The 20,567-nt window shown below is 51.2% G+C and carries 25 protein-coding genes; 9 read left to right on the top strand and 16 right to left on the bottom strand.

Features of this window, described 5'->3' with window-relative positions:
• Positions 1–37 precede the first annotated feature (37 nt).
• Both AC0YN0_RS11405 and AC0YN0_RS11400 read left to right on the top strand, forming a co-directional pair.
• Positions 38–1,243, top strand: a complete 1,206-nt coding sequence (locus AC0YN0_RS11405) for an MFS transporter (RefSeq protein WP_475821380.1) — start codon at positions 38–40, stop codon at positions 1,241–1,243.
• Between the two features lie 136 nt (positions 1,244–1,379).
• Positions 1,380–2,063, top strand: coding sequence for a DNA-binding response regulator (locus AC0YN0_RS11400; RefSeq protein WP_475821893.1), 684 nt, complete (start codon positions 1,380–1,382; stop codon positions 2,061–2,063).
• 1,326 nt (positions 2,064–3,389) lie between these two features.
• Here the strand turns inward: AC0YN0_RS11400 and AC0YN0_RS11395 are convergent.
• A complete protein-coding gene (locus AC0YN0_RS11395; RefSeq protein WP_475821379.1) occupies positions 3,390–4,019 on the bottom strand; it encodes an O-methyltransferase in 630 nt (209 codons plus the stop codon).
• Positions 4,020–4,265: 246 nt separating this feature from the next.
• Here AC0YN0_RS11395 and AC0YN0_RS11390 point away from each other — a divergent pair, with 246 nt between their 5' ends.
• Together AC0YN0_RS11390 and AC0YN0_RS11385 are read left to right on the top strand one after the other, a co-directional pair.
• Positions 4,266–5,411: a THUMP domain-containing class I SAM-dependent RNA methyltransferase gene (locus AC0YN0_RS11390; RefSeq protein ID WP_442050548.1), complete on the top strand. Its 1,146-nt coding sequence runs from the start codon at positions 4,266–4,268 to the stop codon at positions 5,409–5,411.
• A gap of 24 nt (positions 5,412–5,435) precedes the next feature.
• Positions 5,436–7,496, top strand: coding sequence for an LTA synthase family protein (locus AC0YN0_RS11385; protein ID WP_475821378.1), 2,061 nt, complete (start codon positions 5,436–5,438; stop codon positions 7,494–7,496).
• Positions 7,497–7,555: 59 nt separating this feature from the next.
• Here the strand turns inward: AC0YN0_RS11385 and AC0YN0_RS11380 are convergent, their stop codons facing one another.
• The 6 genes from AC0YN0_RS11380 to racE form a co-directional block, all read right to left on the bottom strand.
• Positions 7,556–9,004, bottom strand: coding sequence for a PDZ domain-containing protein (locus AC0YN0_RS11380; protein WP_475821377.1), 1,449 nt, complete (start codon positions 9,002–9,004; stop codon positions 7,556–7,558).
• A 157-nt stretch (positions 9,005–9,161) separates the two neighbouring features.
• The gene (locus AC0YN0_RS11375; RefSeq protein WP_337103715.1) at positions 9,162–9,389 is read right to left on the bottom strand and encodes a YuzB family protein; all 228 of its coding nucleotides are present in this window, start codon (positions 9,387–9,389) and stop codon (positions 9,162–9,164) included.
• Positions 9,390–9,427: 38 nt separating this feature from the next.
• Complete coding sequence (locus AC0YN0_RS11370) at positions 9,428–9,730, bottom strand: iron-sulfur cluster assembly accessory protein (RefSeq protein WP_475821376.1); 303 nt, start codon at positions 9,728–9,730, stop codon at positions 9,428–9,430.
• Positions 9,731–9,774: 44 nt separating this feature from the next.
• Complete coding sequence (locus AC0YN0_RS11365; protein WP_475821375.1) at positions 9,775–10,008, bottom strand: hypothetical protein; 234 nt, start codon at positions 10,006–10,008, stop codon at positions 9,775–9,777.
• 62 nt (positions 10,009–10,070) lie between these two features.
• Complete coding sequence (locus AC0YN0_RS11360; protein WP_475821374.1) at positions 10,071–10,973, bottom strand: M14 family metallopeptidase; 903 nt, start codon at positions 10,971–10,973, stop codon at positions 10,071–10,073.
• Between the two features lie 182 nt (positions 10,974–11,155).
• Positions 11,156–11,965 (bottom strand): glutamate racemase, encoded by an 810-nt coding sequence (gene racE / locus AC0YN0_RS11355; RefSeq protein ID WP_475821373.1) that lies wholly within the window; start codon positions 11,963–11,965, stop codon positions 11,156–11,158.
• Between the two features lie 251 nt (positions 11,966–12,216).
• Between racE and AC0YN0_RS11350 the strand changes: the two genes are divergently transcribed.
• Positions 12,217–13,863: an MDR family MFS transporter gene (locus AC0YN0_RS11350; RefSeq protein WP_475821372.1), complete on the top strand. Its 1,647-nt coding sequence runs from the start codon at positions 12,217–12,219 to the stop codon at positions 13,861–13,863.
• 72 nt (positions 13,864–13,935) lie between these two features.
• Here AC0YN0_RS11350 and AC0YN0_RS11345 read toward each other — a convergent pair whose 3' ends face one another.
• From AC0YN0_RS11345 to AC0YN0_RS11320, 6 genes are all read right to left on the bottom strand, one after another.
• Positions 13,936–14,346: a YtxH domain-containing protein gene (locus tag AC0YN0_RS11345; protein WP_475821371.1), complete on the bottom strand. Its 411-nt coding sequence runs from the start codon at positions 14,344–14,346 to the stop codon at positions 13,936–13,938.
• On the bottom strand, positions 14,343–14,876 hold the full coding sequence (locus AC0YN0_RS11340) for a DUF948 domain-containing protein (protein ID WP_475821370.1): 534 nt from the start codon (positions 14,874–14,876) through the stop codon (positions 14,343–14,345). Before AC0YN0_RS11340 ends, AC0YN0_RS11345 begins: the two co-directional genes overlap by 4 nt.
• 167 nt (positions 14,877–15,043) lie before the next feature.
• Positions 15,044–15,709, bottom strand: a complete 666-nt coding sequence (locus AC0YN0_RS11335) for a helix-turn-helix transcriptional regulator (protein ID WP_475821369.1) — start codon at positions 15,707–15,709, stop codon at positions 15,044–15,046.
• 94 nt (positions 15,710–15,803) lie between these two features.
• On the bottom strand, positions 15,804–16,223 hold the full coding sequence (locus AC0YN0_RS11330; protein ID WP_442050558.1) for a DUF86 domain-containing protein: 420 nt from the start codon (positions 16,221–16,223) through the stop codon (positions 15,804–15,806).
• Between the two features lie 16 nt (positions 16,224–16,239).
• The gene (locus tag AC0YN0_RS11325) at positions 16,240–16,365 is read right to left on the bottom strand and encodes a hypothetical protein (protein ID WP_475821368.1); all 126 of its coding nucleotides are present in this window, start codon (positions 16,363–16,365) and stop codon (positions 16,240–16,242) included.
• A gap of 19 nt (positions 16,366–16,384) precedes the next feature.
• Complete coding sequence (locus AC0YN0_RS11320; RefSeq protein ID WP_337103725.1) at positions 16,385–16,672, bottom strand: Dabb family protein; 288 nt, start codon at positions 16,670–16,672, stop codon at positions 16,385–16,387.
• A gap of 152 nt (positions 16,673–16,824) precedes the next feature.
• Between AC0YN0_RS11320 and AC0YN0_RS11315 the strand changes: the two genes are divergently transcribed.
• Positions 16,825–17,088, top strand: a complete 264-nt coding sequence (locus AC0YN0_RS11315; RefSeq protein WP_475821367.1) for a hypothetical protein — start codon at positions 16,825–16,827, stop codon at positions 17,086–17,088.
• A gap of 59 nt (positions 17,089–17,147) precedes the next feature.
• On the opposite strand, the gene AC0YN0_RS11310 is transcribed toward AC0YN0_RS11315, so the two are convergent.
• The 3 genes from AC0YN0_RS11310 to AC0YN0_RS11300 form a co-directional block, all read right to left on the bottom strand.
• Complete coding sequence (locus AC0YN0_RS11310; RefSeq protein WP_442050561.1) at positions 17,148–17,537, bottom strand: cupredoxin domain-containing protein; 390 nt, start codon at positions 17,535–17,537, stop codon at positions 17,148–17,150.
• A 135-nt stretch (positions 17,538–17,672) separates the two neighbouring features.
• The gene (locus AC0YN0_RS11305; RefSeq protein ID WP_337103728.1) at positions 17,673–18,074 is read right to left on the bottom strand and encodes a YhjD family protein; all 402 of its coding nucleotides are present in this window, start codon (positions 18,072–18,074) and stop codon (positions 17,673–17,675) included.
• Between the two features lie 130 nt (positions 18,075–18,204).
• The gene (locus AC0YN0_RS11300) at positions 18,205–18,597 is read right to left on the bottom strand and encodes a phage holin family protein (protein ID WP_475821366.1); all 393 of its coding nucleotides are present in this window, start codon (positions 18,595–18,597) and stop codon (positions 18,205–18,207) included.
• A gap of 154 nt (positions 18,598–18,751) precedes the next feature.
• On the opposite strand from AC0YN0_RS11300, the gene AC0YN0_RS11295 reads away from it, so the two are divergent.
• From AC0YN0_RS11295 to AC0YN0_RS11285, 3 genes are read left to right on the top strand one after another with little or no spacing between them, the layout of a single operon-like run.
• On the top strand, positions 18,752–19,774 hold the full coding sequence (locus AC0YN0_RS11295; RefSeq protein WP_475821365.1) for a potassium channel family protein: 1,023 nt from the start codon (positions 18,752–18,754) through the stop codon (positions 19,772–19,774).
• A gap of 3 nt (positions 19,775–19,777) precedes the next feature.
• Positions 19,778–20,260, top strand: coding sequence for a hypothetical protein (locus tag AC0YN0_RS11290; protein ID WP_337103731.1), 483 nt, complete (start codon positions 19,778–19,780; stop codon positions 20,258–20,260).
• Positions 20,261–20,566, top strand: coding sequence for a hypothetical protein (locus AC0YN0_RS11285; RefSeq protein WP_475821364.1), 306 nt, complete (start codon positions 20,261–20,263; stop codon positions 20,564–20,566). It begins immediately after the preceding gene.
• Position 20,567: the final 1 nt, after the last annotated feature.

Below are 20,567 nucleotides of genomic sequence, written 5' to 3'. Positions count from 1 at the left end.
TTATCGCATGCCGCCCTCTTATGTTATACTTATAGCTATGGAACAGTGGAAAAAAAATCTAATCGTCCTGTGGTTTGGTCAGTTTCTTGTGATGGCGGGGATGACGATGATCATCCCTTTTTTGTCGCTTTATTTGCAGTTCGATCTTGGCCTTAGTGATACACATGAGATCGGCGTATGGGCGGGCGTTATATTCGCAGGCAACTTCGTCACCTCCTTCATCTTCCAGCCGATATGGGGGAAGTTCGCTGACCGCTATGGCCGCAAAATCATGCTGCTGCGCTCAGGCTTCGGCATGGCCGTCGTCATGGTGCTGATGGGCTTCGCTACGAATCCATGGCATCTGCTTTTCTTACGAATGCTGAACGGAACAATATCCGGCTTCAATCCGGCCTCTATAGCGCTAATCTCAGCTACAACGCCTAAGGAACGTATGGGCTTCGCTATGGGGACCATTCAATCGGGCGGCATTGCCGGCACGATTCTCGGGCCACTGTTCGGCGGTCTGCTTGCCGATACGGTTGGCTACCGGCCGATCTTCTATCTGACCGGCGCATTATTATTCGGCGCATCGCTGCTTGCCCTCATTGTCGTTAAGGAACCGTTCGACCGCGCGAAAGCAGCGGCGCGCGTGCAGGCTTCCGTCGTCGAGGGGCTGAAGAAGCTTGCCCGCATTCCGCAGCTGACTTCGCTGTTCGCGGTCACCTTCCTCATCCAGTTCGCGATGATGAGCCCGATGACGCTGATCCCGCTTTATGTGCAGGAATTGCATGGAACTGCGGCTAACTTGGCATTCTGGGCGGGGTTCGTCGGCTCTGTGACGGGACTCTCTAACCTTGTTGCCTCGCCGCTGCTCGGCAAGCTCGCCGATCGGATCGGCGGCGAGAAAATACTCGGCGTCGCTCTAATCGGCGCGGCGATTTCCTTCATCCCGCAAGCTCTCGCGGGAACGGTATGGCAACTGCTGCTCGCAAGATTCATGCTTGGTATTTTTCTCGGCGGCCTTATACCCGCGGTGAATACGCTGATTCGCAAGTACACACCCGACGGTATGGAGAGCCGCTCATACAGCTTCAATACAAGCTCGCTTGCCATCGGCAACATGATCGGTCCGATTACGGGCGGCGCATTGTCCGGCTACATCGGCATTAAAGGTTTATTCGTACTGTCTGCCGTCATGATGATGCTCAATGCGGTATGGGTTTGGCATTCTTTGCTTCGTGGCCGATCGGCTATCAAATGATTGGCTGAATGGCTTCATCCATGCTAATATGGATGCATAACTTCATTTACTGCGTCGCAAAGCATGCGCCGTTTGATCCGGGATGAACCGGATTAAACGGCGTTTTTTCATTTTAATGAGGGAGAGGATCTTGCTGATGAATATGACTTTATTCGAGGAAGCACATATGCAATGGCTTGAGCAACATTTTAAGCAGAGGAAAGGTGAGCGTTTGCGCAGACTTAAAGAAGGACATGCACATGCCGAGCAAATGTTTGTTCGTCATGTGTGGTGGCCTACTTTTGGCCAATTTGCCAACTTGCATCCCGAGTTTGAAGTGAAAGACTTCAACGAAGGATTTCGCTACTTAGACTTTGCATTCGTGAAACATCATGTTCGAATTGCGATCGAGGTGGATGGTTACGGTTCTCATTTGCGTAATATCTCGAGAAGGCAGTTCAGCGATCAATGGGTGCGCCAGATGCATCTTACGAACGACGGCTGGATCATTGTCCGTATTTCATATGACGATATTGAACAGCGCCCCAGGCTATGGCAGCAGCTTTTGCAGCAAATGATGGGAAGATTGTTCGGGGAATCTGAATGGAGAGCAGAGCTGATCGCAGAAGAACGGGACATTATCCGGCTCGTACGCCATCTTGATCGCCCCGTGCAATTGAGCGATGTCCGGAATTTACTTGGATGCGGCTACAGAACAGCACGCAACCTGCTGCTTGAGTTGGAGCAGAAGGGCTGGTTGCAAACCGCAGGCCGCGGAACCAAACGTATCCACTCCTGGCGTTTGGCCCCCTCTTCAGCATCAAAGCCATACGTGCTGTAGCAGAAGCACGTATGGCTTTGATGCTAACAGACTGACACCAACGGGCATATTGCTCATTAGTTGCGTTTCGTCGAACTAATTTCATCTGCCACGCAGCTATGAGCCCATTAGTTGCATTTCATCGAACTAATTCGCCGATTCACGCGTCAAAACACCAACCCCGCCCGTTTAGTTGCCCAATGTCGAACTAAACAGGCGGGCTCCCTCGTACAAGACTAATTAGTTGACGAGAATGACACTATAGCGCATTAGCCAGCATTTGGAGCGAAAAGCAACATACCTCAAGGCGCTCACCAGAGGGACATTGCTCAATAGTTGCATTTCGTCGAACTAATTTCATCTGCCACGCAGTTATGAGCCCAATAGTTGCATTTCATCGAACTAATTCGCCGATTCACGCCCAAATCACCAAACTCGTCCGTTTAGTTGCCCAATATCGAACTAAACAGGCAGAGCGCCATTCACAAGACCAATTAGTTGACGAGAATGACACTAATGCGCATTAGCCAGCATTTGGAGCGTAACGCAACACACCTCAAGACGCTCACCAGGGGGACATTGCTCATTAGTTGCGTTTCGTCGAACTAATTTCATCTGCCACGCAGCTATGAGCCCATTAGTTGCATTTGATCAAACTAATTTGCCGATTCACGCCTAATTCACCAAACCCGCCCGTTTAGTTGCCCAATATCGAACTAAATAGGCGGGCTTCCTCGTACAAGACTAATTAGTTGACGAGAATGACACTAATGCGCATTAGCCAGCATTTGGAGCGTAACGCAACACACCTCAAGACGCTCACCAGGGGGACATTGCTCAATAGTTGCATTTCGTCGAACTAATTTCATCTGCCACGCAGTTATGAGCCCATTAGTTGCATTTGATCAAACTAATTTGCCGATTCACGCCCAAATCACCAAACCCGCCCGTTTAGTTGCCCAATGTCGAACTAAACAGGCGGGCTCCCTCGTACAAGACTAATTAGTTGACGAGAATGACACTATAGCGCATTAGCTAGCATTTGGAGCGTAACGCAACATACCTCAAGGCACTCACCAGGGGGACATTGCTCAATTATTTGCTTTTCGTCGAACTAATTTCATCTGCCACGCAGCTATGAGCCCATTAGTTGCAGTTCATCGAACTAATTCGCCGATTCACGCGCCAAAACACCAAACTCGTCCGTTTAGTTGCCCAATATCGAACTAAACAGGCGAGGGGCCTCGTACAAGACTAATTAGTTGACGAGAATGACACTATTGCGCAATACCTCACTCAGTTCGCAGAGATTCGTCCTCCATACCTATACAAGTTCATGTAAACTGCTTACTTCACAATAGCAATCGCGAGGCCGTCATAACCCGGTATGACGGTGCTCATGAGCCGCTCATCGGTCGCGATGCGTTCATTAAATGAACGCACGGCGCGCACAGCCGGGCCTTGCTTCGTTTCGTCGACCGTCCGCCCGCGCAAGAAGATATTGTCGCCAACGATCAGCGCTCCTGGATTGGCCATCTCTAGCGCAAAGTCCAAGTAGATCGGATACCCTTCCTTGTCCGCATCAATAAAGAAGAAGTCGAACTTTCTTCCTTCGGATGCTAGCTGCGCTAGGCTCGCCTTCGCATCTCCGACAACGTACTCCACTTTATCGCCAAGTCCCGCAGCTTCCATATTCGCTTTAGCGACGTCCGCGTAATGCTGCAGCAGCTCCAGCGATACTAGCTTCCCAGCTTCTCCCATGCCCCGAGCGAGACAGATGCCGCTATAGCCGCCAAGCGCTCCTATCTCCAGAACGCTGCTTGCTCCCTTCAGCCTCACGAGCATCGTCAATAGCCTTCCATACCCGTCAGCTACCGAAATATCGGGCATTCCGCGTTCCGCAAGCACCGCTTTCACATGTTCAAGATCGGTATCTTTTGCGTATAAATCATCCACATATTGCTCATTCAGAAACATTATTCATCTCTCTCCATTTTTACAATTTGTAAAAACAACCTAGTTTGTCCTATACTTGATTGTATGTTTTTGTTCAAATATAGGAAAGGATAAGTTTTACTTTTATCCTTACGCCTATATTTCACCGCGAAACGAAAGCTTATGCTGCCAAGGACGGCGACAGCCGTTTACGCTTGGCAGGGATACAAGCGCAGCTCCGGACATCAGTCGACAGGACTCGCAGAACTAATGAAAAGAGAGTGTTAGATGGAAAAGCTACAATTAATCGCAACCTCGCCGATGGGGCTTGAGGCGGTTGTTGCCCGAGAGCTTAAAGACCTCGGTTACACGGACTTGCAGGTCGAGAACGGCAGAGTCAACTTTACGGGCGGTCCCGCCGACATATGCCGGACGAATCTATGGCTTCGTTCCGCAGGCCGAATTTTGATCAAGATGGGCGAGTTCCGTGCGACGACGTTCGATGAGCTGTTCGAAGGTACGAAAGCGCTTGACTGGCCAACTTGGATTCCTGAGGATGGCGAATTCCCGGTTGACGGTCGCTCCCAAAAATCGCAATTAACGAGCGTTCCTGCCTGCCAAGGCATCGTGAAAAAAGCGGTTGTCGAGAAAATGAAGGAACGTTATCACACGGAATGGTTTCCGGAGGATGGCGGCCGCTACGTCATCGAGGTGACGCTGCTTAACGACAAAGCGATGCTGACGCTCGATACGACAGGCGCCGGCCTGCACAAACGCGGCTATCGCAAAGTATCGACGGAAGCGCCGATTCGCGAAACGATGGCAGCAGCGCTCATCCAGCTTAGCCGCTGGCAGCCGGATCGCCCGCTCTATGACCCGTTCTGCGGTTCAGGCACTATTTTAATAGAAGCAGCGATGATCGGCTGGAATATTGCGCCAGGACTTCGCAGATCGTTCAACAGTGAAGGCTGGCCGCTCCTGCCCGATGAGTTGTGGGATGCAGCCCGCGAAGAAGCGTACGATGCCGTCAAGGACGACATTCCGTTACAAATCGCCGGCTCGGACATCGATCCGAACGCGATCGAGATTGCGGAGGCGGCCGTCAAGAAAGCCGGCTTCGGCAAAGAAATCAAGCTTAACGTCCTACCGGTCGCTAAGGCGAAGCCTGAGGGCGAATACGGCGTAATCATTACGAACCCTCCTTACGGCGAGCGGCTTGGCGATGATCGCGAAGCCGAAATGGCATTGCGCCAATTCGGACTTACGGCGCTTCATTACCCGACATGGTCCTATTTCGCAATAAGTCCGTCAACTACGATTGAGACCTATTTCGGCCGCCCGGCAGACAAAAAACGCAAGCTGTTCAATGGCCGAATCGAATGCAACTATTATCAGTTTTTCGGGCCATTGCCTCCGCGCGGCGGCCGGAACTAGAAAGAAAGGAAGGACAAGCTCATTATGTATTCGAATAATTACAATATTGTACGACGATGCATGAGCAGCGTGCTCGTATGGCTGACTCGTCTCAAGACTGTAGATTTTTTACTGTTTACGGTCGTTTTGATGGCTAAGCTTTATATTTTTTCCGACGTTATCGGCATGTCCAAAATGAGAATGAACGGCGAGGATTTTTTCATCGAGCTGGGAGCGCTATTGCTTACCGTCTTTTGGACCATATGGCTGCCTCCGCGCGGCCGTATTATTGCACTCATCGTTATTAATCTCATTTTATCATTCGTCATGTATGCCGATCTTATTTACTATCGTTATTTTCAAGATTTAATTACGGTTCCCGTGCTTATGCAGATGAACCAAGTCGATTCTCTCGGCGAAAGTATTAATACGCTTTTGTCTTGGAATGACATTGTTTTCTTCGTTGATTGGATTGTTATCGTTCCTTTCCTCGTGTATGTCATATGGAAAGGCCGCGGCGATCTTCGCAGAGCGAACGAACAAGCCGACATCAAGTCCGCGCCGTTGTGGCGCAAAACGGTTGCCCGCATCATCATTAGCGTCGCCGTGTTCATGCTGGGCTCGAACCTCGTCTTTACGAACGTGGAAGAGGCGAAGCGGACGTGGGCGCAAGGTATTTTCGTCGGGGCATGGTGGAATCTGTCCATCTACAACGTAACCGGTGAAATCGGCTTCCACGGGTTCGATATATACCGTTATGCGAAGCAGAACTGGTTCGACACGTCCAACGTTTCGGCGGAGCAAGCTTCCGAATCGAAAGCTTGGATTGCCGAGCGCGGTGAAGATCGCAAGGAATTGGAAAGCGATGCGCTGTTCGGCGCCTACAAAGGCAGCAACGTGCTGATGATCCAGATGGAAGCTTTCCAAAACTTCATGATCGGCCAATCGATCGGCGGCGAGGAAATAACGCCGAATATGAACAAGCTCATCAAAGAAAGCGCCTATTTCAGCGATTTCTACCACCAGACTGCGCAAGGCCGTACGTCTGACGCCGATTTCGCGGCGAACTGCTCGATGCAGCCTGTCGGCAACGGCTCTGTATTTATCCAATTCGCAAACCACGAATTTGAATGCATGCCTCAGACGCTGAAGCAAGAAGGCTACACAGCCAACGTCTTCCATGCGTATGAGGGCGGTTTCTGGAATCGGAATACGATGTACAACAATATGGAATACGATAAATTTTACAGCCGAAAGCATTTCACATTGGACGAAAAAGTCGGTTGGTCGCTAGGCGACAAGTCGTTCTTCCGACAATCGCTCGATGTCATTTCGGATCAAAAACAACCTTTCTATTCGTTCCTGATTACATTGTCCAGCCATCATCCTTATACGTTGAAGGAAGACGTACAAACGCTGAATGTCGGAGAACTCGACGGTACGATTATGGGCGATTATTTGCAAGCAACCCATTACGTAGATGCCGCAATCGGCGAATTGGTTGAACGTATGAAAGCCGAGGGCCTATGGGACAATACGATCCTTCTGATGTACGGTGATCATGATAACTCGATCAAGGATATGAAGCTGTTTGAAACGTTCCTTGGCAAGTCATTGTCCGAGGTCGAGCAAATGATGATTATGAAGCAGGTACCGCTTATCGTCCATTTGCCTCGCGGCGAGCATGCCGGTGAGTATACGAACGTTGGAGGTCAGATTGACATTACGCCAACGGTCATGCACCTGCTCGGTATCTCGACGGCAGACAAATATATGATCGGCATGCCTCTCATTACCGAACAGCCGGTTGCGGGTCACAAGGTTGTTCTTCGCAACGGGTATTGGACGGACGGAACCGTCTTCTTCATGCCTTCCGCTGACGGTATTCCGGAGAACGGCAAGTGCTGGAATATAGCCGATAATGCTGTCGGCGATATCAATGGCTGTTTGTCAGGCATTGAGGAAGCGAGCACGGAGCTGGCGATGTCCGATCAGATCATCGAGAACGATCTCATCGCCGATTACAAGGAGCAAGACGCTACCGAAGCACGTGCGGGCAGCACGGAAGAAGACGCCGACGCCGTTGCTTCGGCAGGAACGAAATAATAACGAACAACCCGCCTCCAGATTGGGAAGCGGGTTGTTTTTTTATGACAGTATGAAGCCTACTGCTTGCCATGCTCAGCTAACCAGCCGAGCACATCGTCAATCGTCTGGACAGGCACAATATTAAGCGAAGGCGCGGCCGATCTAGCAGCTTCTACGGATGCGGCCGGTACGAAGAAGACATCCGCATCGGTGCGACTTACCGCATAAGCCTTCTGCGGAATGCCTCCGACAAGTCCGACACTGCCGTCGACCTCAATAGTCCCTGTACCCGCAACCTGCAAGCCCCCTGTTACACCGCCTGGCGTCAGCTGATCGATGATCGCCAGCGTCAACATAGCTCCATGAGACGGACCGCCTATATGCGCGATATACGGTTTGTAGTCCACCGCTCGCGGAGTATCGAGCTTCGGATTCGTCCGCACAGAAATGCCGAACACCGCTCGGTTTTTATCGTCATCCGCAGCGCGTGTGGGCGCATTGATCCGCAATGACTCCTTACCCCTGTCAATCGTTAGCGACACAGTGTCGCCTGGCTTGATTGCCTCACCCATATAACCAGTCATATCTTCCAACGACTGTACCGCTCGATCGTTCAAGCCACGAATAATGTCGCCAGCCTGAAGTTGCCCTTCTACCGGGCTACCCGTAACAATCGCCACGACGAACACCCCATCCGCAGTGACGCCCTTGCCGATCCCTGCTTTCTCCATCGCAACAGCCTCAGCTACTTGATTGGCATTCGTCTTCATCATGACAACCTGGGAGTAGGACTCCGTAAGCGGAGGCTCGTCCTCAGGAATGGGGTCGAAGCGGTATTCCGGGAACAGCTTGCCGTATACCCAATCCATCGGCACAGCCGGCCGTTCGAATACGAGTACACCGTTAATGGATCCTCCCGCCGCTCCGCTCTCCACTTGCGCATAACGGTTCATATTTAGCGTCATTCCCGGATAAGTGACATTATAGCCTGTCGGAGTAACAAGCAGTGCCATTACAATCGCAATACCGATCCATAACAGCAATGTGCGTTTCGGGAATCGCAGCTTACCGTTTGCCGCCTCCCAACCCATTAGCTCGCTAAGGAGCATATCAATGCCAACAAGCAGTGCTGATGCGCCGATAAGCAGAAGTATAAGCATCAGCTTAGCTGGAGCAGCTAGAGCAACAGCAGCAGCATATAGGCTAACGACTATTACTGCCAGCTTCAGTACATGCATCACAACATACGAAAGCTTGCTGCGTCGTACGTCTGTGCCAGTGCTTAGGTATACTCTACGGAGCTTAATGCTGCCAAGCACCGCTCCTGCCGCCCATAGCAGCGGAGGCAGCGCAAGCAGCATAAGCAGCCAGTCGATCATCTCGATCCATTGCATGCCTCCAGCTGTCTTAAGCGGAGCAGGAAGCCATATCAATTCGGCAAATATCAAATAACTTAATGCAACGACAAGCCCGATAATATAATAGTTTCGATGGTTCCTATTTATAAGCCTCGATTTTATTGTCATCCAGCAGACCTCTTCGCCGTTAGATTCCTGTTTCTTTGGTTTTTATTATGCGCATGTATCCACAACGAGCGAGAACCCAACGGAAGCTTTGCCGTTGGGTCCTGATGTGTACGTATTCTATGAAGTTCAATTTCAATCGAGCGTTAGAAGGCGGCATTTATTTCTTAATGTATTGGCTAGCCTTCTCGATCGCATCGTCCTCGGAAGCGCCCTTCACATACCGTCCATTAATAAAGACGAACGCGTACCTTGCGCAAGGGCCGCAGTAAGACTTGCAGCTTACTACGCCGATCTCGTCATTAGGGGCCAGCTTCTGCAGCTTGGCAATGGACGTCTTCATCTTCATATGCTTGCATTTGTCGCATATGCGTATATCGTTAGCCATTCAACATCTTCCTATCTTGCTCCGGCAGCCTGCGAAGCTTAGTGGTCGCCGTGGTTGCCTTTAGTTGGATTCGTAACGGCAAAGCCTTCCTCCGGCACGTAGAAGTAATCAATGCGAACGCCGTCTAGAAACTCGTTGCCATTTTCCAAAATAACATCAATATCTTTGTCCGTCGATACAACGACGTCCTTATCGGTAGGCTCGTCAATCGCCATGCCGTAATGCGCGTGATCGCCGTGCGCGTGTGTTACGTATACGCGAAGCTTCTTGCCTTCATTTTCTGGCTTGTCCAGCTCTACCTTCAACATTTTAGCGGCGTTTTTGGAAATTTTGCAGTTCATCGTTATCCAGCTCCTCTTATCGTTATGCCCTTCGGCAGGTTTTACTATTTTATATTATACTTCGTCTGCATTCTGCGGGCAAACCATTCTGAAACAATCATCGTTACCGCAATATCATCGATCGGCATCATCGGCAGCACATCGGGCAAAACCCAATAAAGCAATACGGGCACGCCGAATAGCAGCTTGTCCTTTACCTCTACGTCCCGTGACTTCAGGAGCTTGAAAATAAGACCGAAGGTCCCTTTCCAATGGCGAAGCGATAACAATTTACGCATAGGATGTCCCACCTTGATTGCATTTACGACTAGTATATCATAAATAACAAAGCAGACATCATCTACGAAGGACGATGTCTGCCGATTTGCAGCGCCTCCACCAATAGGGGCTGCAATTCCATATAGATGTGATCGAAATTTTGGAACGGGAGCGGATTCTCGCCGTACCCCGCCTCTACCGTGAAGCCCGGCTTGCGATAGGATTGAATGAACCAGTCCTTATATCCCGCATCGCTGCCTGACAGCTTCACCGGCTTGTAGCCGCTTGCTTGGCCAAGCCGCTTTGCAAGCATCTCAGCCTCGATAGGCTCGTAATCGCGATAGTTCCAATAAATTTCCCGCCCTTGCGTATGAAGGGCAATAACCGCATCGAACCCGATGTTTTCCGTAAGGCTTGCCATTGCAAGCGCTTCGGGCTCGCTTAGCGGCTGCGGCCCGGGGTAATCGCGCGGACCTGGTCCATCCACTCCGCGGCGCTTGCACTCGTCTTCCCAATGCGCCGGGAACTGATCGTTAAGATCAACGCCTCTCGCATTCGCCTTCCAGCCGCTGAAGCTGTTCGAGCCGCCGTTCCAGGCAATCAACTGCTCGTATAAGGGATTGGACTTCGTTACCCCGCATTGGGCTAGCTCGACGCCGTCCGGATTAACCATCGGGACAGCCCAGAGCGTCACCTCTCTGCATAGCTCCGCTACCTCCTGTCCCCTCAGCAGCTCATCATTTGCGTACGAGGCGGACAAGTCGCCTACAAAACGCATTAACAGTGCCGATGTAATCCACTCATTAGCATGGAATGAAGCGTTCATATGAATCTTTCTTGAACCTCGTCCGCAGCGCAGCGCGATAATCGGCTTGCCGAGAACGCTGCGCCCAATCTCATAGACGGTAACGAAGGAATAGCGGCTGGCAAGCTGTCTGCAGCCCTCCAGCATATCATGATAACGGTATGTGTCCTTCTCGTTCATCGCAATATCGCCTCCAGCGAGCGTCAGCCCTTATCATTCCTACCATGACCATGCTATGCCGCACAAGCTTGCCCTATGTTATCAAGCTCACCGCAGCCTACTTACAAAACAAAGAAGCCGATACCCGTCTGCAAGCAGATGAGCTCTTCGGCTTCTTCGTTACGCCCGTCTTCGGACAAGGTTCAAACGATATTCGGAACCTGCCAAACGACTGGCGTCAATTCAATCTGCTCGCCCAGCCATTGCTGCGCAATGGACTTGAACAGAAGCGGATCTCCGCTGCAAAAAAACTGGTGCACCGGCACGGCGTCTCTTTGAGCAAGTCTTCTTTGTACCTGCAAAATAATGCTTACCTCTCTCGCCGTCTCATCGGCCGAATTAATGAGCGCCACGCTTTGACCCATGACCTCTGCAATCGTGTCGGTCAGAAACGGATAATGCGTGCAGCCAAGAATGAGACAATCGATCGGATACATTCGCAAATGTCCGATTGACTTGCGTACAGCCTCATACGTTTCCGGCGATCGGAAATTGCCTTTCTCGACGAGCGGCACGAATAACGGGCAAGCTTCGCTTATGACCTCCACATGCGGCGAAAGTTCACGCAAAGCGCTGTCGTATGCACGGCTCTTGATCGTCCCTTCCGTACCGATAACACCAATACAACCGGTTGCAGAGCGGCCGATAGCAGCTCTTGCACCGGGGTTGATCACGCCGACTACCGGCACAGCAACTCTTGCGCGAATATCGCCAAGCGCCGCTGCCGTTGCGGTGTTGCATGCTATAACAATCATTTTGGGACTGAATTGAATTAAGTAATCCACAATTTCTCTCGTGAAGCGAATGATTTCCTCTGAGGAGCGAGGACCGTAAGGCGTCCTGGCCGTATCTCCGAAATAAACGATTTTTTCTCGCGGCAGTTGGCGCATCACTTCTTTGGCAACGGTAAGACCGCCTACGCCTGAATCAAGTATCGCAATCGGTTGCTGCACGAACACACCGCTTTCCTTGAACATAATCGTCAAATAGAATGACACAATAGCATATGAATACGGGCAAAAAAACGTACCTACATCTTATCGCAAAAGCAGACAAGCTTCAACAAATGAAAACCATTGAAAATCGGCCTTCTAACCTTATATTGACAGTAAAAATATATATCGCTTAATATTTAATTGATTTAACAATTCCGTCCTAAACCCCGGCTAGGTTATATACATCTATAGACAGGAGTTACCCTACTATGACGGAACAAACGAAATCCGCAGCGCAAGAGAACGACGTTAATTCCGGCAACAAACGCGGCTTGCTTATTATCGGCTTGCTCATCGCCATGCTGTTCGCGGCGCTTGACGGCACGATCGTCGGTACGGCGATGCCGACCATCATTCTTGAGATGGGCGGCTTGGAGCTGATGGCTTGGGTGACAACCGCCTATATGCTGACCTCTACAACAATTGTTCCTATCGCCGGCAAACTTTCCGACTTATTCGGACGCAAAATCGTATATGTATCGGGTCTCCTTATTTTTATAATCGGCTCGGCGCTCTGCGGTATTGCAGGCAACATCGAGCAGCTTATCATTTACCGCGCGATTCAAGGTCTTGGCGGCGGGATCATGATGCCGATGGCCATGATCATTGTCGGCGACCTCTTCACAGGCAAGCAGCGCGCGAAGTGGCAGGGGATATTCGCCGCCGTGTTCGGCCTTTCCTCCGTCCTAGGTCCGCAAATCGGCGGCTGGATCGTCGACGCTTGGGATTGGCGCTGGGTGTTCTATATTAACTTGCCTGTCGGCGTAATCGCAACGATCTTCATCGCCGTATCGTTAAGCGGCAAAAAGTCCGAAGGCAAAGTGAAATTCGACTGGGCCGGCATCTTCACTATGGTCGTCGGCGTCGTCAGCTTGTTGCTTGCGATGTCGCTGGGCGGCAATGAATTCGAATGGCTGTCCTGGCAGATCATCGGCATGCTTGTCTTGGCCATCGCGGCCTTGACCGTATTCGTCTTCGTGGAAGCTAAAGCCGAGGAGCCCGTTCTTCCCGTCAAGCTGTTCAAAGACAAAACCTTTACTTTAATTAACAGCGTTGGCTTCTTCATGAGCCTTGGCATGTTCGGTGCAACGATGTTCGTGCCGCTCTTCATGCAATGGATCGTAGGCATCTCCGCTACGGCTTCCGGCTCAATTATGATTCCGATGATGGTATCGATGATGCTGTTCAGCATCATTGGTGGACAGATTGTCTATAAGCTTGGCGTTCGGGCGCAATTAATGATCGGCATGCTTATTATTGCCGCCGCTTTCTTCCTCCTTACGCTGCTGGACGGATCTACGACAAGGCTCGTGGCATCGAGCTACATGGTCGTGCTTGGAACAGGCATCGGTCTCGTCATGCCGCTGCTCACGCTCGTACTGCAGGATTCATATCCGAAATCGCAGCTTGGCGTTGTCACCTCGTCCAGCACGTTCTTCCGACAAATCGGAGCTACGTTCGGGATGACGCTGCTGGGAGCGGTCATGAACCTGCAATCAAGCAGCGCGCTCAAGGAAAAGCTGACGCCTATGCTTGGGCAGCTTCCCGAGGAAGCGAAGCAGCTGGCCGACCAAACGGCAAGCACGATTGAATCGAATCCGCAGGCCGTATATTCCAGCTTGCTTGATCCGTCAGTGTTATCTCAGCTGCCGAAGGAGCTTGCCGACAAGCTGGTGCCCGTTGTGAAGTCAACGCTAATCGATTCGCTGCACGCCGTCTTTTGGGTCGGGCTGATCTTCATTGCTATTGGCACTATGCTGGCGCTCTTCGTTCGCAACATGAAGCTCATTCAGTCTGTGAAGGAAGACAAGGAAGCTGAAATTGCGGCAAACGAGCCGCAACTTAATCATATGTAACCTCATACATAGCAGAAGGCGCCGGCTCATGATTCATAATCGAATCCATGGCCGGCGCCTTCTTATGCGGCATTACAGTTCTTTCGTTACTGCGGCTTCGGACTCGCCTGCTTCCACCGATTCAAGCGCGATAGCGACTTGCTGCTCGCCGCCGCCAGCGTTCAATGCAGCTGCTGGTTCGTCAGCGTCGATCAAGTTTTTGCCCTTTACCGTGCTTACGAAATTGCCAGCTGCCTGCTTCGTACGGTCAGCAAGCTGCACCGCTTGATCGCCGATTTGCTTAGCAAAACGTCCTGTTGATTCGCCAACTTGACCGGCAACCTTAACCGTCGTTTGGCCAACCTTCTGAGCACCTGTCGAAATATCCTGGCGCAGCTCCTTGCCGGCTTTTGGCGCCAGCAACAAAGCTGTCACAGAACCAACGACACCTCCAGCCAATGCCCCCAGCAAAAATCCTTTAGTCCCTTTACGAGTTGTCATCATGATTCGCTCCTTTCGTTCTTAGCGTGCCCTTCGTCTCTGCCTGTCGATTCGGAGAAAGCAGCGGTAACATGTGCATGATGCCCGGCTTCGTCAGCCGACGCCGCTGTGCTGCGCTTCGATTGCCATAGCTGCCAGGCTGCAATGCCCAGCTCCGCCCATTCGAACGCTTCGCCGACCTGGCGCTTCGTTGCAGCTCGTTCGGCATGCCTTGCCGCCGAATCCGCAAGCACAGCCGTTACGCTCTGTACGGCCGATGTCGTATGCTTAATCGCGCCTCCGACCTCGCCAGCCGCCTCGAATAATCGATTTACGTTGGTTAGCTGCCGATTCGCGGTTCGAATCGTCTCCTCGGCCGGCGGTACGAGACCGCGCAGCTCTTCCCCTAGTCGGGCTACGTCGCGCTGCATCGCTTCAGCAGATTGCTGTACCTGTGCAAGCCTGCCAAGCAATATTCGCATGCCGACAAGTAAGCCCGTTACCAGAATGACGAATGCGCCTGCGGCAACCGCTGCGCTCCATGTTACGATCATGCTCCGCTCTCCTCCTTACCCTGTGAGTGCCATATAGACGAATGCCCACTTGCGTAATGACAGTATAAGCAGCATGGGCTTGTCTTGACACAGGCGCATGCAAAAAAGGCCGCTCCCCGGAATCCGCACACGATTCCAAGGAACGACCTCTTATTCCACACTTCACTTTAGCCGATCTTATAACTGCACTTGCCGCCGCCCTTAGCTAAACATTCCGTCCGTTCGACAGGCGCATCCAGCAGCGCTTGGAACAAAGCAAGCTCGCAGTTGCACGCTTGCTGATACTTGCCTGCCACCTTCGCAATCGGGCAATTATATTCATTAAGCATATACGCTCCGTTACCCTGCGGCTCCAGCTCCGCCATATACCCTCCGGCGCTTTGAATGGCCGCTAGCTCGATAACCCGATGCTCGAGATTCTTTCCTGCCATCTTCGGCTCATACCTCTCAAGCAGCTTCTGCTTCCTGCCTTCGAACATCACATCAATCAGCCCGGCCGTATCCGGGTTATTAGCCAGCTCGTCGAGCAAGTCGAGAGCGAGCAGGTGATAATTTTTCGGAAACAGCTCATCGGCTTGCCTCGTCAGTTCATAAGCGTGCAGCGGCCTGCCCATCGCTTGACGTACAGAAACAATATGAATGCTGCCTTCCGTCTCCAGGGCGTACATATGGCGGCGTATCGCCATTTCCGTCAGCCCAACCTCCTCCGACAGCTCACCGGCGCTCATCCGTCCCTTCGTCCGAAGCAGCAGCAATAGACGCTGTCGCGTTGAAGTGTCACTGTTATTGTCTACTGTCCGTCTTGCTGCGCGATTCGTATCGTTGCGCTTCAAACCTTCACCGCCCTTGCACATCTATTAGCGTCATTGTAACGCAAATTGGCCGTTTTGCAAGTGTTAACAATTGCAAACGGCCAACAATTACACGCTATAGCTCTCGATCCAAATATTGCTCCACCGCTAACTTATATTCCGGCAGCAGCTTCGCGATACGCTCCGACAACGGATGCAGCTCGCTGCGCGGCCATACAAAATACTCTTGGACGAGCGGCCGACGAAGCCTGACCAATTCAATTAACGTCCCCAGCATGTCCGCCGGAAAAACGCCTTCCTCGCCCGTAATCTCTATAATATCCTCATAGCTGCTCGCATCGCGCATTATAAAACCGTCAATCAGATAACTTCCAACATCCGTTACCGTCTCGATTGCCAGATGCAGCGCGCGCTCCTGCGCAAGTCCCTGCAATAATGTCGCTTGCCAGTTCGATGCAACGTCATGCAATGCCGCTGCGATCTCGGGCACTGCTTGCAGCCTGACCTCAATTTGCTCGCGATTTACATAATACAATTGTCGTCGCCTGCCTTCAGCCTTGCTTTTTTTTCTTTGCTTTCCGTTTAAGCCATGCCACCATAATAATGCTGCTCAATATAATAACGAGCAAATAAGTCATAATTTCATATACATCGCCCATGCTGATCTGTTCTTCCATGTTACGTACAGCCCGCCTTTCAGCTTATGAAGTCGATGCTGACGGAAGCTTCGCGCACTTGCGTCATATGCTCGATTACTTTTTTATGGACAGGATGCACCTGGTATTCGTCAAGCGCCTCCAAGGAGTCGAATTTCGTAATTAAGGCAATGTGGTACGATCTCTCCGAATGAAGGACGTCAATACCAACCTCAATCGACTTAAGCACCTCGATCTTGCCTTCCATATCTCTTAGCACCTGTGCAGTGTTTGCTACGTTCTCAGCGCTTCCGTCCTTCAGTTTGAAAAAAACGATGTGTGTAAGCATCGGCTGTTCCTCCTCTAATTGCTGCTCTGAATGGGTTCGCATTCGCATGACATCGAATCATTTGTCGCATAATAACCTAAGACACATCATACCCTATGCATCCGTATAAGGGCAATCTCTGCAACTTTACGGCGAAGGAGCTTGATACTAGAATGCGCTATCCCGTTACTTTAGCGGCAACGCTGATCGGACTTGCGATCTGCCTGTTCAATTACACGGGCTACGACCCGCATAACATGATCTTCTTTATGTTCAGCCCACCGGCATGGGTCGTCGATTTATTCGTCGATATCCACGAGGTGAGCGTCCTGCTTATGTATGTCTTGACGGTGCTGACTTGGGCTTTGCTCGGCTTTATCGCCGACAAGATCATCTTCTCGGGCCGGGAAAGCAGCCGTCGCCGCAGTGCACGCTAATAACTTTGAAAAAGGAGCCTTTCGGCTCCTTTTCCATTGTTCATTATCGCATTAGCTGCTTATGCAGCTTCTACTACCAGCTTGGCATGCATCGTCGTATGGCCTTGTCCGCAAGGGATCGAGCACTCGATCAAATATTCGCCCGGCTTATCGAACTCTAGGTCTGTTTCCGGGTGGTCGTTGTCAAGCTCAACTTGCAGATCTTTAATGTGAACGCCGTGAATGCCGCTCTTATTCTCAAGCTTCATCTTAACTTTGTCGCCAACCTTCACCGTGTACGTTTCTTGGTCGAACGTGAAGTCATTCGATGCCACAAGCTTCAGTAACGATACGCCTTCTGGCAACGAGGCAGCCTCGTCAACAGGCTTGGCCGGCAAGCCGAATGTGAGCATATAAACGCCCAGCAACGACGCCGCTGTAAAAAGTACGAACATAATCCATTTGTGCATTGCTACGTGCTCCCCTTTGCGATCATAATGTCTACCTCTTATATTACATAAGATCGTCCGAAGTTCTCAACCTTAAACTGAGCAAAGAGGAAAAGTTTTTTTGTTTTTTTGACAAAACCATGAACAATTCGTGAATTAACGTGACAAATACTGCTTGAGTACCCTTTCGGACTCGGCCTTCACGAAGCCCCACAGCATGAAGAAGCGGTGATGGTAGCCCCGGCACATGTAATGCGCGCTTAATCCGTCCGCCTCCTGCTTCTCTTCATATACTTTAATGCCGGTTTCGCGGAATTGCCGCCTAATGGCGGACAAATCGAGCAACACCCGATCCTGCACCCCGCGCAGCATCGACTCATAGAGCCTTGGCAGCTTGATCGAAGCCGTCCCGATCACCCGAATGTCATGATCCAGTATCCGCATGACGATGCCAAGCAGCTCATATCTCTTCACCAGCTCCAGCTCCTCGTCGGTCTGAACGGGCGGATGCGAAGCCGCCTTCGCCTCGCTGCGTCCTTCTTCCTTGCTTACGGCCATAGCTTTCCCTCCTTGCACAGCCGCATGATAAGAACATCTGTTCTCATTATATCCAATGACAGCTTGTTCATGCAATAGAGAAAAAACTTCCTGCTGCCAATCGCAGCCTTGGCCCTATCCGACAATGCGCTTATTTCTTACGCTTAAGCACCTCGATAAGCTCGCGCAGGCGATCAGGCATCGGCAGCCCCATTCGTCCGTAATTTTCCGTTATGGATATGAGCTCGTTCGCGATATAAAAGTAGATTGCCGCACCCATCGTCACATCATTCAAATCCAATAAAATATCGATGCGGTGCGCAAGCAAAATAACGAGCAGCATTAACCCTTTGCGTGCAAGCCCCCAAGCGCCGAATGCGCTGTTAAGCCCTCTTCCTTCCTTGATCGATGCCGTTACGCCGGTAACATAATCAACTCCCATCGCCACTACTAATAGAGTAAGGGATTCAATCCATGAGCCAAAAGCAAAGGTAACGACCGACCCTAGTATTCCGCAAATTGAGCATAGTAAGACTAACGGCATATTTTGTCACCCCAAATTCAAATAAATTTGCTATATACTATGCTTCGGGCCGCAAGGTTGTCCGTGACAAGTCTCAAATATTCCCTTACTATCTATGAAACGGGCATAACCTATTTTGCGTTAATAGAGAAGGAAATAGGAAAGAGGGGCTACGATGCAGCTCATAATGAAACTTGCCTTCAAGCTCGTGCGTTTGAACCATTATTTGATTGCCGCGCTCACGCTGGCGCTCGTGGCAATCAGCTCTGCTCTCGCATATGTGATCGAGCCCGAGACGTTCGGGACGTGGTTTAATGCGGTATGGTGGGTAATGACGACGGTCGCGACCGTCGGCTACGGCGATTATTTTCCGAAGACGGTGCCCGGCAAAGTGCTCGCGATGTTTCTATACGTATTCGGCATCGGGCTGCTGAGCTTGATGATCGGCAAAATCATCGACGGGGTCGCCAGTTTCCATAGGAGAAGGGAGAGCGGCACATTGAAGGTGCAGGAAAGCAATCATATTATCGTCATTAATTGGAGCAAAAAAGCGCAGCTAGCCATCGAAGAACTGCTCAGCTCCGAACCCGGCATACATATTGTCATTATCGATAACGCCGAGAAACATCCTTATGATCGGCCGAACGTGCAATTCGTCAGCGGCGATCCAACCTCGATCGAAGTGCTGGCGATGGCGAATATTCATGCGGCCCGCTCCGCTATTATTTTCGCCGATCCGCGCATCGACGACGCATCGCTGATCGACGGCAAGTCGCTCTTGATCGTCTCCAGCATCGAGCAAGCGGCGCCGGCCGTTCATACGACGGTAGAAATCGTGATTGAGAAGCATATTCTCAATTTCCGCCACGTACAAGTAAATGATTTTATTTTATCTCATGATGCCGTATCGAGGCTCGCCGTACGTTCCGCCCTGAAGGAAGGCAGCGTCTATCTGTTTACACAGCTGCTGAGCAAGCAATACGGCGAGGACGTATTCGACATCAAGCCCGACCCTGCCTGGCAAACTTATGGCGACGCTTTCGCCGCGCTTCTTCGCCAAGGAGCGACGCTTATCGCCGACCGAACGGATATGAGCATCAACCGCAAGCTGGATACGACAATTCCGGCAGACGCTCGCTTGTTCGTCATTTCCAACGAAGATACGATTCAGAAGATCCGATCCGAAAGGCGGTCCTAACCTATGTCCAGCCCTCTATCCTATGTGGAGTGGTCCGAATACGAGCAGCGCGTCCTGCGCACGATTGCCGAAGCAACCGTATCGCAAGGGGAGCTATTCGTCCGCAAGCTCGTCAACGCAACCGCCGTGCGCAACGGTTTGTATGAGCACACGGCCAATGAATCCGAGGACGGGCAGCAGCATCTTATTTATATGAAGCCGTACAGCGAATTCGACGATTCCATCTATGGAACGGCGATACGAACCGCTCTCTACGAAAATTGCAGCGTTTCTCCTTATCTGGAAGCCGAGTTTCTGCTATGGAACGGCTATCGGTTCAACCCGTGCGTGCTCGCAATGAGGCCGCCAGCCAGTCCGTTAGACTTCGCACAGCTGCTGCTCGACCATTACATCGTCTCAGAGCGGAGCACCTACGAAACGGTGTATACCATTTATGATATGGACCGCAGCAAAATCGTCGTATTTTTGAAAGGAGTCAATCTGTAAATGAAAGACGAGCACATAATGAAGATGGCCTCGCAGAGCAGCGAGCCTTCCCGTCCTGCGAAATGGCGATCGAACAGCCAGAAGGCGCTCGCCTTCGCCCTCATGCTTACCGTTCCGGTCGCGTTAAGCGGCTGCAATACCGCAAGCAGCTACGATTGCGATGATTTCAACAACAACAATTATTGCGACGATGACGGCACTACGATTATTAGCAGCGGCAAAAAAATAAAAAAATCGTCCAGCATCAAGTCCAGCACCAGCTCCTCCAAAGGGTTCGGCAGCTCCGGCTTCAGCAGCGGAGGATAAC

This window comes from Paenibacillus sp. J22P218 (genome assembly GCF_056269195.1).
This window is presented reverse-complemented; position numbering and strand designations above follow the sequence as displayed.